Genomic DNA, 12,944 nt, shown 5'->3' with positions numbered 1-12,944 from the left:
CGACACCCAAAGCACCTACCGGCCCACTCAGCGTGACGATTGCTCCCCTACTTCTCGAATCGGGCTAGGATCCCGGCCGGGGATTTTCATGCAGGTGGGGCGCGATCTGGGGTGGGCGAAGGTGATCTTCCGGCTGACGGTGCTGGATCAGCAACGAGGTACGGCGCACGACATCGAGGTCAGTGCGGAACCTGACAGTTCGGTGCGGTCACTGCTGACCTCGCTGCCGTTCGACATCGGCGGCCGGCCGTGTTTCGTCGGCGATCAAGAACTCGACCCCGACGAGGAGCTCGAGTTCTGCCCGCTGACCGTGGGCTCGTACCTGAGCATCGGGGGCCCCGGCCCCCTGACCCGCCCCGTGGCGCCCGACCTCGTCGGCCGCCTGCGGGTGCTCAGCGGACCGGACGCCGGGCGATCCTTCTCGCTGCGCCCGGGCGAGAACTGGCTCGGGCGCTCGGCGTCGTGCGACATCCAGCTGCGCGACCCGATGGTGTCGCGGCAGCACGCCCAGATCACCGCCTCCCGCGACAGTCTCACCGTGACGGTGAGCGACTCCGCCGAGAAGGCCAACGGGGTGCGGGTCTCCGGCACCCGGATCGTCGGCCTGCACCGCCTCGACACCGGCGACCGGTTCCAGGTGGGCGACGACGTGCTCGAGGTCAGCGCCTCCCCCGGCCCGCCCGTTCACGTCGGGCGGACCGCCGACGCCCGCCTGGAGTTCGACCGGGCCTTCGCCCCGACCCCCCAGGTCGCCCGGGTCTCGCTGAACTTCCCCAGCGCGCCCCCGGCCGGCAGCGGCGCCAAGGCCATGATCATGGCGATGGCCGTCCCGATGGCCCTCGGCGTCACCATGGCCCTGGTGATGAAGCAGCCCACCATGCTGCTGTTCGCCGCCTTCACGCCGCTGACCATGGGCGTCACCTGGTTCACCGAGCGCCGTCAGCGCGGCGCCAAGACCCAGGAGTTCGAGGCCGCCAAGGAGCGCATCCGTACCCAGATCGACCAGGCCACGGTCACCGAGACCCGGGTGCGTCACGCCCAGGCGCCCGACCCGGACTCGGTCGCGATGACCGCCTCCGGCGCGGTGCGCGGCCTGTGGCCCCGCGAGGCCGAGGCCGACGACGCCCTCCTGCTGCGGGTCGGCCGGCACAGCGGCCCGGCCGCCCTCGACCTGCGCGGCGACCCCTGGCCCGGTTTCACCGAACCCCAGGTGCACGGCGTTCCCTGGACCGTCGACCTGCGCACCACCGGCGTCCTCGGGCTGGTGGGACCGCCCGACCGCACCACCCCCGTCACCAATTGGCTGCTCACCCAGCTGGGCACCCTGTGCAGCCCGAACGACCTGCGGCTGATCGTCCTCGCCCCCGACGGTGACACCGACCTGGCCTGGACCCGCTGGCTGCCCCACGTCGCCGTCGGCGACGGCACCGAGACCCCGTGCGCCATCGGCGTCACCCACGCCACCCGGGCCGCCCGCCTGGACGAACTCAAGCAGCTCATCGCCCAGCGTGAAGACGCTCTGCGTGATCAGTACGCCCCACGCTTCGACCAGCACGTCGTGGTCGTCCTGCAGGGGGCGCTGACCCTGCGCAAGGTGCCCGGTATCCGCGAGCTCCTGCATGACGGCCCCCGGGTCGGCGTCTACTCGATCTGCATCGACACCCGCGACATGATCGACTGCCGCGGCCTGATCCGGCTCGACGACGACACCGTCACCGCCTGGCGCCAGCGCAACGAGACCGCCGACGTGATCGAGCCCGAGCGCGTCACCGGCCCGCGCGCCGAGATGCTGGCCCGGGCCCTGGCCCCGATGCGTGACCGGCTCAGCGCCCGCGACGACCCGGGCGCCCTGCCCTACCCGCAGCGGTTCCTCGACCTGCTCGGCATCGGCCGGCCCGCCACCGAAGACGTGCTGCGGCTGTGGAAGGAGAACCCGGGCCCGACGCTGGAGGTGCCGCTCGGCGCCGATGCCCAGGGCCCCGTCACCGTCGACCTGGCCGGCCAGGGCCCCCACACCATGCTCGCCGGGGCCACCGGCGCCGGTAAGAGCATCTTGCTGCAGACCCTGGTGACCTCCCTGATCCTGGCCAACCGCCCGGACGAACTGAACCTGGTCCTCGTCGACTTCAAGGGCGGCAGCGCGTTCCTGCCCTTCGAGCACTGCCCCCACGTCGTCGCCCTCATCCGCAACACCGAGGACGACCCCGCCCAGAAGTTCGACGAGGCCGCCGCCCAGCGGGTGCTGGCATCGGTGCGGGCCGAGGTGCGGCGCCGGGAATCGATCCTGGGCCGGCACGGTGGCGAGATCGACCACTACTGGAAGGCCCGCACCCGCGACGCCTCCCTGCCCCCGCTCCCCCGCCTGGTCATGGTGTTCGACGAGTACGCCCGGGCCATGGACACCTCCCCCGACTTCCCCAAGGAACTCATGGCGGTCGCCGGTAAGGGCCGCTCCCTGGGCATGCACCTGGTCTTCGCCACGCAGTCGCTGCAGGGCAAGCTCTCGCCCGAGATGAAAAACAACATCAGCCTGCGCATCACCCTGCGCCAGAACGAGAAGTCCGACAGCGTCGAAGTTCTCGGTGTGCCCGACGCCGTCACCATCCCCGGCCGGTTCAAGGGCCGCGGCATGATCATCTGCACCCTCGACGAGAACCGCCAGCCGCGTCCGTTCCAGTCCGGCTACCTCGGCAACCCGCCGCCCGACGGCACCAGCCGGCCCGCGCAGATCCGCCTGGTCGACTGGTCGGTCCTCGGCCTGCCGCGCCCCGAGAGCCGGGTGAACCACGCCGAACGCGAGACCGATCAGACGCTGGCCATCGCCGCCGTCGAGGCGGCCTGTACCGCCGCGCGCATCCCGATGTCGAAGCGTCCTCTGCTGCCGCCCCTTCCCTCGCAGCTACGCCCGGAAGACCTGCGCTACGCCGCGACCCGGCAGGCGGCGCCCGGAGAACTGGCCTTCGCGCTCGCGGACGACCCGGAGAACCAGGAGCAGCCCGTCCTGGCCCTCGACCTGACCGGCACCGACCGCTGGATGATCGCCGGTGGGCCCCAGTCCGGCCGCACGAACGCCCTGCGCGCCCTCCTGAGCAGCGCCGCGCGCTACCGCCCCGACCAGGTCCATGTCTACGTGATCGCCAATCGCGACGGCGAACTCACCCCGTACGGCGAGATGCCGCAGGTCGGCGCCGTCATGCACAGTGGTGAGCCCGACCGCATCCGGCGCCTGGTCACCTGGCTCGGCCAGGAGGTCCAGCGCCGCACCCGCGAACGCTTCTCCGACACCGGCCCGCAGCCCGCGATCATGCTCGTCGTCGACGGCTGGGAAGACCTGGAACACCGTGGCCAGGGCCTGTTCGACGAGACCAGCGTGCTCACCACCCTGTACGACGTCATCTCCGCCGGCACCCCGGTCGGCGTCCACGTCGTGGTCACCGGCGGCCAGGTCATGCTCAACAGCCGCCTGCCCGATCTCTACAACCGTCGTCTGCTGCTGTCCTTCCCCAGCGAGTCGACCCGCCGTTCCGCCGTCGGCGGCTCGTTCAGCCCGCCCCCGCCCCTGGCCGGGCGCGGCATCGAGACCGCCAGCGGCTGCCACGCCCAGATCGTCCACGTCGGCCCGCCCGAGCCCTGGACCGTCCCTGCCGGCCGGTTCGCCAACGCGGCACGGCGTTTCGACCGTCTCCCGACCCAGGTCCCGCTCAGCGACCGCACTCTCTGGACCGCCGCCACCACGTCCACCTGGATCCCCCTGGGTCGCGGAGGCGCCCAGGTCGAACCCATCGGGGTGGACCTGTTCGGTGACGACCCCCACCTGCTCCTGATCAGTGGGCCCGCCGGCAGTGGACGCAGCACGTCGGCCGCCGCCGTCGTGCACGGTCTGCGTCAGGCCGGGGTCCCGGTCATCGCCATCGCGCCCCCGCGCTCACCGCTGCACCGCCTCATCACCCCCGACCCCGATCTCCAGATCCTGGCCGGGACCGCGTGGACGGACGAGAAACTGCACGAGGCGGCAGCGGTTTTCGACGGCGACCCCTACGTGGTGGTGGTCGACGACTTCGACCAGATGAAGATCGAGGCGCGGATGGAGAACTTCGCCCCCGCCCCGACCCTCCTCGACGAGCTGGCCGACCCCGCCTCCGCCGGTAAACGTGCCCTGGTGCTGTGCGGCGACGCCGGACCCGTCCTCGACGGCGCCGTGCGCGGCCTGGCCCGCGTGGTCGAGGCCTCGGTACAGGGCGGAACCCGGCTGGTGCTCTCCCCCATGGGCGTTTTCGCGGCCCGGCAGCTGGGGCTCACGCTCGAGCGCGACCAGATCCTGCCGGTGCCGCCCGGGCGCGGGTACGTGGTGGCGCGGCGGGTGGTGCAGCAGATTCAGGGGGCCTCGCCGACCCGGTGACCACCGGAGCGGGGAGCGCGACCAACACTGCCGGCGAGGCCGAGGTTCGAGATCGGGATGTCCAGCTCAGGTACCCGACCGGCAGGGTCGGTGGTGGACCTGCAGCCTCGTGCACCAGGTCCCCCCACCACACGCATAATCGCCTACCCATCAATTATTTTCACGATCCCGCCACCTACCACCCCCTCGATCCGGCAGAACCGCGGAGCTAGGCATCACCCACCCACCCTCGGTGAGATGAGACACACCACCAGCCCCGGCCGGGCACTTGACCTACCCCTCACCCCTCACGATGATCAGGAATATCCGGAAATGGCCGTTGATACCGGGATGGGGGAAGGTCACGGCCGAACCTGTCAGCGAGGTCCTGGGGCGACCGCGCACCGGCGAATCACGTATGGGCGCCATCCGACGCCCGCTTCGCCGACGACAGGCGCACCAGCCCGGACGCGGGACGTTCGGGGAGCCGGGCACCTGAGCAGCAGCGTCCGGTGGCACGAGGCAAGACACATGAGTTAGCTGGAGGGGAAAAGCATGCGAGCAGTTCGATTTGGCATTCTCGGGGCGGGGGTGACCCTGAGCATCTCCCTGCTGGCGGGAGCACCGGCGATGGCCGACGACACGGCACCTACGCCGACACCGACGAGTGGTGCGGTGACCGACGGGGCCGTTCCCGGCGTCGTGTCCGACGCCGACGATGTCAAGGGTTACAAGGACGAGGCAGGCAACGTGATCGCGCCGGCCGACGACAGCGGATCCATGACGACAGCGCAGATCAGCTGCACCCCGGAGACGGGTGTGGACAATCCGCACGTCAGCAAGACCAAGGTGGACGTGTCCGGCCACGGTTGGTGGCAGAAGGGCACGTGTACCGCAGCCACTGCTCACGTCACGAGCTGCCTGTACGAGTGGTACACGGACGGGTACTTCTACCAGAAGGACTGCAACAGCCGAAAGGTGAAGCCGGGCACAGGAAAGCGGGCAAACTCGCGAATTGCCTGCCACACGAACGTCATGACGACATGGACCAACCGGGTAGACGTGGACGTCGACGGCCGTACGGACCCGAGTGACTATCACTCGAAGAAGGCGAACGTCGCCTGCCGCACGTTCTAGCCGCAAGGCGATTGCGATACTGGTAGCGCCATGACTGAATCATCGAAACATCAGCCGCTCCGGTATCGCGCCGAGGCGAGCGAGCCCGGTGTTCTACCGGGCTCGCCACCTTCGGCGGGCACCCTGTATGCCGCTCTGTACGGCGACCTCTCACCGCACTCGCTCGAGGAACCCCGGAACGATCCCTACGCGCTCTTCCACGACCGTTCCCGGGCCATGGGCTGGCTCGACGACCGCAGTGGCTCTGCCGATCTCCTGCAGGCGCCCGGCCTCTGGGCCATGAACGACGCCGGCAGCCGGAACGACGACGCCCCGGCAGGCTCCGATCAGATCACCTGGTTCCAGGTCGAGGCCAGCACGGTGCCCAGCGATCGCCCGCTGCCCACCCAGCCGTTCCTCGCCTGCGCCGAAGCCGCGACCGGCCGTCTGGGCACACTGCGACTCACCAAGGTCCGCATCGAACTGCCCACGCAAGCGCTCACCACCTCACCGCGGGCCTCCTCCACCCCGATCCCGTCGCTGTCGGTCGCGGACTACTTCCTCGACGGCGACCCGACCACCCGCGCCGAGGTACGGGTCAGCGTCAGCAGCGCGGACGGTGAGGGAAACCGGTCATCGCTGAACCGTCTCGGCGAATTCCTGGCCGGGCTCGATCAGAAAGTTTTCGTTGTCGACGGCTTCGTGCCACCGACGCCGGAGCCCTTGACCGATCCCACGGACAACTTCTTCTGGAACGCTCCTGACGCCCACGGAGCCGTTATCACCGGGCAACTCGTCGAGTGGACGGGCGAGACCATCGGCTGGCTCGCCGGGGCGCTCGCCGACTGTTTCGTGCATCTTGGAGGTACGTCGCCGATCCTGGTCACCGTGGCGAGGGTCTGACCTCCCCGGAACGCGTCCCCTGGGCAACACGTTGGCGAAGGCGTCCGGACCAGCGGCAACGGAGTGGTGCGGGTGCTCTCCTCAGAACCGGTCGGCCCGGGCGTGCGGTCGGTGCAGGTCGAGAATGTCTACCCGGACTCCCGCTGGACCCAGACCTTCCTGTCCCGGCCGTTGACGGCCGAGGAGTTCGAGAGTGCCCTCGCGGAAGCCGGCCTGGTTCTGGATACCTATCCGGCCGAGGACGGCACCTGGGTCAGGGCACTCATTCACCCCAGCTGATCGCACCGGTCGGGAGCATGGTCATGATGTCCGGACGCGGTCATTCCTCGTGGTCTGGATTGATCTCCTGCAGCTTGTCCCTGTCTGCACCCGACAACCAGGCCCGCACCAGACGTTCGGCTCGCTCCACGGCCACCGCAGATGCAATCAGACTCACCACGAGCTCCTCCCGCGGCAGTTCCTCGAAATCCGGCGGACAGCGGGTGACCCAGGATGCAAAGACCACATCAGTGTTCTCAGGCTCCGGAGCATGCTGAATCATGCGGAGTGCTCGGCTGAAGTCCGTCGCACGGGCGCTCAGGACGGGGTTGCCCGCCTCGTCGTCATCGACAGTGCCCTGCCCGGGTACAACGTTCCACGACACCCACTCCGGCCGACCCGGCACCTCACGCAGCTGTACTACGAGCCAGTCCCACCACATCCTTTCGGCAGCCTGATAGTGCTCGTCATCGGCCAGGAACTGTGACAGAGCTTCCGGATCCAGCACCACGTACTCCCAGGTTTCAGCTTGTCAGGTTGAGACCGCGCAGGATCTCGATGTCCACACGGATCGGGGTGTGCAAGTTGAAAGTCTTGCCCATCGGGCTCACGCCGCCTCCCTTGGGGGCATTCCGGATCCATTTCTCGGCCCTGGCGAAGAACTCGGCTCGCTCTTTCAGCTCCTTCTTGGACAGCTGACCCTTCAGGTTCTTCATGGCTTCGAGCGCTTCCTCCACCGTGACCGGGGTCGTCTTCGACAGCACGACGCTCTTTTCCAGCCCTCCGCCCTGGGCCTGGACCCGGACGGCAAAGGGGTCCGGCACCTTGGGCGCCTGGTAGGGCGCCAGTCCGAGCGGATCCACCCACGTCAGTGGATTGGGCACGTACGCGTACGGATTGACGTCCGGAGCGATGCCCAGAGGATCCGGACTCACGTAGACGGCGCCGGCCGGGTCGTAGTATCGCTGCTGGTTGTAGAGCAAGCCGGTCTCGGTGTCACGGTACTGACCGGGGAAGCCCAGCGGGCAGAGTTGTTCGGTGTCACCGCTCTGCAGCCCCCAGAGGTTACCGCCGGACTGCCAGGCCACGGCACCGTCCGGAGTAACCAGTTCCGTGGGAGTTCCGACGAAATCCGTGACAATGCTGAAGCATCGGTCGTCGCCCGACTGGATCAGCGGACGGTTGTCGTCAGGGTGCCACTCCCAGGTGGTGACTCGCTTTGCGGCTCCGGCCCTCTCCGCGGCCTCCACCAAGGCGTTACCGTCCCAGGAGAACACGACCGCCCTCTCAACCGCACCGTCAGCGGCCAGCAGCTGCTTGCTCGTGCGGCGCCCGAGCGCGTCGTAGGTGTACCGCCACCGTTCCCCCGAAGACGTCACGACGGAGGTCATCCGGCCCATGACGTTCCACCGGAAGAACCAGGTCTGCTCCTGACCCTCCGGATCGCGGCGGACGCGACGGCTCAGGCGCCCCTGGGCGTCATACTCATAGCTGAAGTCAGCAGTGGCTCGGAGATGGCTGCCTTCGAATACCCAGGCCGTCCCTGCACCCGCCAGACTGCCCCCGGCGTCGTAGGTGTACTGCTCCTGTTTCGCGCCACCATCGTGCACCGCGACGACTCGGTCCAGCGGGTCCAGCTCGTACCGCCGAACTCCGCGCAGGGTGTCGTCTTCATCGGTCAGACGCCCGAAGCGGTCGTACCCGAAAACCCGCCGCTGCACGGCAGTATCGGTGGCCGGAGCACCGGCCAGCGTGTCCACGGCCTGTCCCAGGAGCTGCCCCGATGCACTCCAGGCCTGGCGCATGACCGCATGACCGTGCCGACGCTCGATCTCGCTGCCGTCGGCGTCGTAGGAGAAGCTGACCCGCTGCTCGCCGAGGGTCAGCACCGCCGGACGGCCCGCCCGGTCGTACTGCCACACGCTTGTCGCCCCGCTCGGCGAGCGCCGCTGCACCCGGTGGCCTGCCCGGTCGTAGCGGGACTCGACCGTGCGGCCGTCGACGGTCTCGGCGAGCACACGGCCCATCCGGTCCCGGACGAACTCCACCTGGGAGTCCTGGTTGGCGGCGAGCAGCAGCCGGGACATGGCGTCGTAGCGGAAGGTGGAATTCTCACCGCCCCCACGCCGGGACACCAGGTTCCCCAGCTCGTCGTAGGCCATCTCCACGGTTTCGCCGACCGCATTCGTATGCCCGATCACGTGGCCGACCGCATCCCGGCGATACGTGAGGACGCGACCGTCGTAATCGGTCTCCCGCAGCATCGCCCCGCAGGCGTCGTACTCGTACCGCCAGACCAGACCACGGGGGTCGGTGACAGAGGTCAGGCGTAGCTCGGTGTCGTAGGTGAGCACCAGACGCCCACCGATCGCATCGGTCCTGACCGAGGGAAGGTCGAAACTCGTGTACTCCGTCGTCGACGAACCGCCCATCGGATCGACGTACTCAACGAGGTTGTTCTCGGCGTCGTACCCCCACGAACGGGTCACCCCGTCCGGAAGGGTCTCGCGGGCAATCCGCCCTTCGACGGTCCACTGGTAGCGCGTGGTGTTGCCCCGAGCATCGGTCAGAGCCGTGACCCGCCCGAAGGCATCCCGTTCCAGGCCGGTGGCGTTGCCGAGCGCATCGGTGAAGGAGAGCGCCAGACCGGCTGTGTCCACTGTGTACTCGGTAACGCGCCCGAGCGGATCGACCCGCCTTCGCATGGCCCCCGTGGCGTCGTAGCTGAAGGTGGTCACTGCCCCCAACGGATCGGTGACCGCTCTGACATTGCCGTATTGGTCGAACTCCTGCCCCCATGCGGAACCGTCCGGCTCCACGTACCGGACAACCCGGTGCCTCTCGTCGTACTCCGATCTGAAGGAAGCACCGTCGGGTCGCACGACCCGGATCAGGTCGTCGTTCTCGTCGTAGTCGAACCGCGTGCTCCGGCCCAGTGGATCGACCTCGCCGGTCTTGCGGTGATACCGGTCCCAAAGATGACGAGTGGCCTGCCCACGAGCATCCACCACCCGCACGACCTGACCGTCTTCGTTGTAGTGGTAAGCGGTCTGCGCCCCCAGCGAGTTCACCTCGACCGTCACCCGGTTCTCGGTGTCGTACCGCATCTGCCCGTCGAGGCAGTGCGCCGACCCCGCCGTGCGGATGACCCGCCCGGCCCCGTCGTAGGTGTAGCGGTACCAGGTGCCGTTGCGGTCGGTCCACGAGGTGATGCGGTGGTGGCGGTCGTAGCCGAATTTCAACGGCAGACCGGAAGAATTGATGACGTCGGTCAGCCGGCCGCGATCGTCGTACCCGTAGCGGATGATCGTGGTGTCGTCCGAGCCGTCGCGTCCGGCGAGGCGGAACTCGGTGATGTGGCCGTCCTGGCATTCCACGTGCACGCGGTAGCCGCCGGTGTGGGTGATCTCGGCGAGCCAGCCGGTGGACGGGTCGTAGCCCAGGTCGATGCGGTTGCTGTTGCGGTCGCTCACGGCGGCCAGGGGCAGCACCGCGTGGCCTTCGGCCGGCGGCGGGGCGAACCAGAAGGTGCGGCCGGTATCGGGTTCCGTGATCGAGTAGTGGCCGTCGCTACGCCGGGTCAGGGGCACGCGGGGGCCCTCGTCGGGCAGCGCGCTCTCACCCGGGGCCAGCGACGGGTAGGTCAGCAGCACGGCCTCGGTGTAGGCGAAGCACACGCCCTGCGCATCGACCTCCAGGCGCTGGTCGAGGAAGCTGCTCCACGACGGGCCGAACCAGCGGCCCACCCCGTACGACGAGGCGTACGTGCGCTCCAGCACGATCGGGAGCAGAGCGGGCAGCTCGAAATCGGTCATCTGCATGACCATCTCGCCGCTGACCATGTCGATCGGGTCGCGCCCCAGGAACCGGCAGGCGAAGGCGCGCGCGGCCAGTTTCGGGTTGGCCAACGCGCTGCGGATACCGCCACCGGCGGTCGAGAGTGCATGGGGGAAGGCGGTGGCCAGGTTCCGCAGGCCCTTGCCGGCGGTGGAGGCCAGCACCCGGAAACCGCCCGGAGAGGTCAGGGCCTTGCCCAGGGGGCCCAGCGCCCGGCCGAAACGGGTCAGACTGACCACACCCCGCCCGCCGGGGATCAGGCCCAGGGCGTTGAGGGCCACCGTGCCCAGGCCCACTTCTCCGTTGGCATATTTCACCAGGCTGTCGCCGAAGACCACCGCGCCCGCCACCAGGGCCGCGGCCATCAGGGCCCAGCCGATCGGGCCGGAGATGAACAACGCCGCGACGCCCGCGACCAGGGCGACGGTGCCACACAGGGAGACGAAGTCGTCCCAGGAGCGGAACGGCTTGGACACGGTGTCCCAGGCCTTCTGCGCCCAGGACTTGTTCTTGATGCCGCTGCCCTCGAGCGAGTCGTTGATGCCCCGCTCGGCGCGGTCCTCGGCGTCACCCCGCAGCGCGGCGGCCTGGTCTGCCAGGGTGCGGGCGCGGTCCAGATCGCTGTCGGCGGTGCGCGCGCGACTGGCGGCGTGACGGATCTGGGCCCGGGTGTTCTCGTCCAGCGACACCGTGGCCGCGTCGACCGCCGACGGGCTGAGACTGAGGCCGTTGGACGCCAGCCCCTGCTGGTCGGGCGGCAACAGCGATTTCAGGTCCTGGAGCGCCGACCGGTAGCGGGTGTCCGCGTCCACCCCGTCGGAAAGGGCCTGCTTGGCCTTGCTCTTGGCCACGGACAGGTCTTCCGCGAACCGGGTCAGGGCATTGCCGCAGCCCCGGTAGGCGACCCCGAGCTTGGACAGGTCGTCCGGCAGCTCGCTCAGCGTCGCCGTGTACTCGGCCGCGTAGTCACCGGCCATCTTCAGATCACCGCTGGAAGAGGCCAGTGACCGCAACCGGGCAGTCTCCTGCTCCACCGTCGCCGCCTGGTTCAGCAGCCTGCGGCCCAGCGCACGGGTGCCTTCGACGTCACCCGGCGCCGGATCGCTCCGGTTCAGAACTGCCCAGTCAGCCACTGGTCCCCCTCCTCAGCGTCTCTTCGGTCGAACTACTGCGTCAGCCCGCGGCGGAGCCCAGCTCCGAGTCCAGCTGCTGGTGCTTGGCGATCGCCGTGTTCAGGAACTGGGACATGCCCTCGAGGCCCTGGATGGCGTTGCTGGCACCGGTGTTCCACTGCTGGTACGACTGCTGGAAGCGGCCCGACGCCTGGTCGGTGACGAAGCCGCTGCTGACCAGGGAGTCGACGAGACCCTTGAGCCGGTTCAGGTTGGCGACCATTTCCTCACGGCCGCTGTTGAGCTGCGTGGCGGTGCTCTGCAGGTCCTCGTAACGCACGTTGATCGACATGGTTTACCCCTCTGTTGTTTCGGTTTTCCGGGTGGTACCGGTTTCACTCGACCACGCGAAGGTGGAGCTGATCGCGTCGAACAGGTCGAGCCAGGATTCGGTGAGTTCGATCTGCGGGCTGGTCAGGACGACATTGACAACGCCTCCGGCGGGCGCCGGGATCAGGGTCTGCATGGTGACGCAGTCCGCCGATCCGTCGCCGAACCGCACGGCTTCCACCCCGGTCACCCGCACGGCGGAACCAGCCGTGGTGGAGGTAATCTCGACACGCCGCCAGGAGTTCGACCCCTCGCCGGGCGCGGTCGAGGTGATCTGCGCGGCGATCGCCTCGACCGTCTCCGCGGGCGTGTCCGCACGGTGGAAGACCGTGAGCATGGCAGCGAGCACGGCCTCCTCCTGCGGCTGCATCATCGCGGCGCAGATCATGGCGCCCTGCCGTTCGGCCTGTTCGGCGGCCTCCCGCAAGGCCTTCAGCAGCGGGGCCCGGAACCGGGAGAGCCGGGTGTCGCCCGCGATCCGGGTGTCGACCAGGCGGGCCAGGTCGCCGGTGCGGGTCGCACGCCAGACGTCGAACTCGAACCAGACCGGGGGAACCCGGATGGTGAACGCCGGCTTTTCGGCCTCGGTACCCATAGTGGTGGTCATGGTGCGCTCCCGCTCGTGGCTGCGACCTGGGCCGGGTCCACGGTCACCGCGTCAGCCAGCCCGGTGTCCAGCTGCCCCGCCCCGGTGGCCAGGCCCGACAGCATGCCGGCGGCACGCTCCAGGGACTCGTCGAGCTTCTTGCGGACGTCGGACGACTCGCTCGCGAAATCGTCCAGGGCGCTCTGGACCCGTGAGGAACCGGTGACCCCGCCCTGCGACCCGAAGATGTTCTGCAGATCGTTGAACGAGGTGCGGATGTCGGCCAGATGGCGCGCCATCTCCTCCGCCACCCGCACGTCCACCCCGAAACTGTCAGCCACGCAGACCCTCCCTCGTACGCGTC

9 protein-coding genes are annotated in these 12,944 nt (G+C 69.0%); 4 read left to right on the top strand and 5 right to left on the bottom strand.

Features of this window, described 5'->3' with window-relative positions; genetic code table 11:
• Positions 1-94: 94 nt before the first annotated feature.
• From QSK05_RS12105 to QSK05_RS12090, 4 genes are all read left to right on the top strand, one after another.
• Positions 95-4,399 (top strand): FtsK/SpoIIIE domain-containing protein, encoded by a 4,305-nt coding sequence (locus tag QSK05_RS12105; protein ID WP_285597171.1) that lies wholly within the window; start codon positions 95-97, stop codon positions 4,397-4,399.
• A gap of 534 nt (positions 4,400-4,933) precedes the next feature.
• Positions 4,934-5,515, top strand: coding sequence for a hypothetical protein (locus QSK05_RS12100; protein WP_285597170.1), 582 nt, complete (start codon positions 4,934-4,936; stop codon positions 5,513-5,515).
• A gap of 30 nt (positions 5,516-5,545) precedes the next feature.
• A complete protein-coding gene (locus QSK05_RS12095) occupies positions 5,546-6,397 on the top strand; it encodes a hypothetical protein (RefSeq protein WP_285597168.1) in 852 nt (283 codons plus the stop codon).
• Positions 6,398-6,469: 72 nt separating this feature from the next.
• Positions 6,470-6,676: a hypothetical protein gene (locus QSK05_RS12090; protein WP_285597166.1), complete on the top strand. Its 207-nt coding sequence runs from the start codon at positions 6,470-6,472 to the stop codon at positions 6,674-6,676.
• Between the two features lie 40 nt (positions 6,677-6,716).
• On the opposite strand, the gene QSK05_RS12085 is transcribed toward QSK05_RS12090, so the two are convergent.
• From QSK05_RS12085 to QSK05_RS12065, 5 genes are read right to left on the bottom strand one after another with little or no spacing between them, the layout of a single operon-like run.
• Positions 6,717-7,163: a hypothetical protein gene (locus QSK05_RS12085; protein WP_285597164.1), complete on the bottom strand. Its 447-nt coding sequence runs from the start codon at positions 7,161-7,163 to the stop codon at positions 6,717-6,719.
• 16 nt (positions 7,164-7,179) lie between these two features.
• On the bottom strand, positions 7,180-11,625 hold the full coding sequence (locus tag QSK05_RS12080) for an RHS repeat-associated core domain-containing protein (RefSeq protein WP_285597162.1): 4,446 nt from the start codon (positions 11,623-11,625) through the stop codon (positions 7,180-7,182).
• Positions 11,626-11,665: 40 nt separating this feature from the next.
• Complete coding sequence (locus tag QSK05_RS12075) at positions 11,666-11,956, bottom strand: WXG100 family type VII secretion target (protein ID WP_285597160.1); 291 nt, start codon at positions 11,954-11,956, stop codon at positions 11,666-11,668.
• Between the two features lie 3 nt (positions 11,957-11,959).
• Positions 11,960-12,601, bottom strand: coding sequence for a hypothetical protein (locus tag QSK05_RS12070; protein WP_285597158.1), 642 nt, complete (start codon positions 12,599-12,601; stop codon positions 11,960-11,962).
• Positions 12,598-12,921, bottom strand: a complete 324-nt coding sequence (locus QSK05_RS12065; protein WP_285597156.1) for a hypothetical protein — start codon at positions 12,919-12,921, stop codon at positions 12,598-12,600. The genes QSK05_RS12070 and QSK05_RS12065 overlap by 4 nt, the downstream gene beginning before the upstream one ends.
• Positions 12,922-12,944 lie beyond the last annotated feature (23 nt).

It is taken from the genome of Kineosporia sp. NBRC 101731, from assembly GCF_030269305.1.
Taxonomy (GTDB): domain Bacteria; phylum Actinomycetota; class Actinomycetes; order Actinomycetales; family Kineosporiaceae; genus Kineosporia.
This window is presented reverse-complemented; position numbering and strand designations above follow the sequence as displayed.

What these genes read in the sequence shown, in the direction of transcription:
- QSK05_RS12100 (WP_285597170.1), top strand. Translation starts at nt 4,934, where the DNA reads ATGCGAGCAGTTCGATTTGGCATTCTCGGGGCGGGGGTGACCCTGAGC.
- QSK05_RS12095 (WP_285597168.1), top strand. Translation starts at nt 5,546, where the DNA reads ATGACTGAATCATCGAAACATCAGCCGCTCCGGTATCGCGCCGAGGCG.
- QSK05_RS12075 (WP_285597160.1), bottom strand. Translation starts at nt 11,956, where the DNA reads ATGTCGATCAACGTGCGTTACGAGGACCTGCAGAGCACCGCCACGCAG.
- QSK05_RS12070 (WP_285597158.1), bottom strand. Translation starts at nt 12,601, where the DNA reads ATGACCACCACTATGGGTACCGAGGCCGAAAAGCCGGCGTTCACCATC.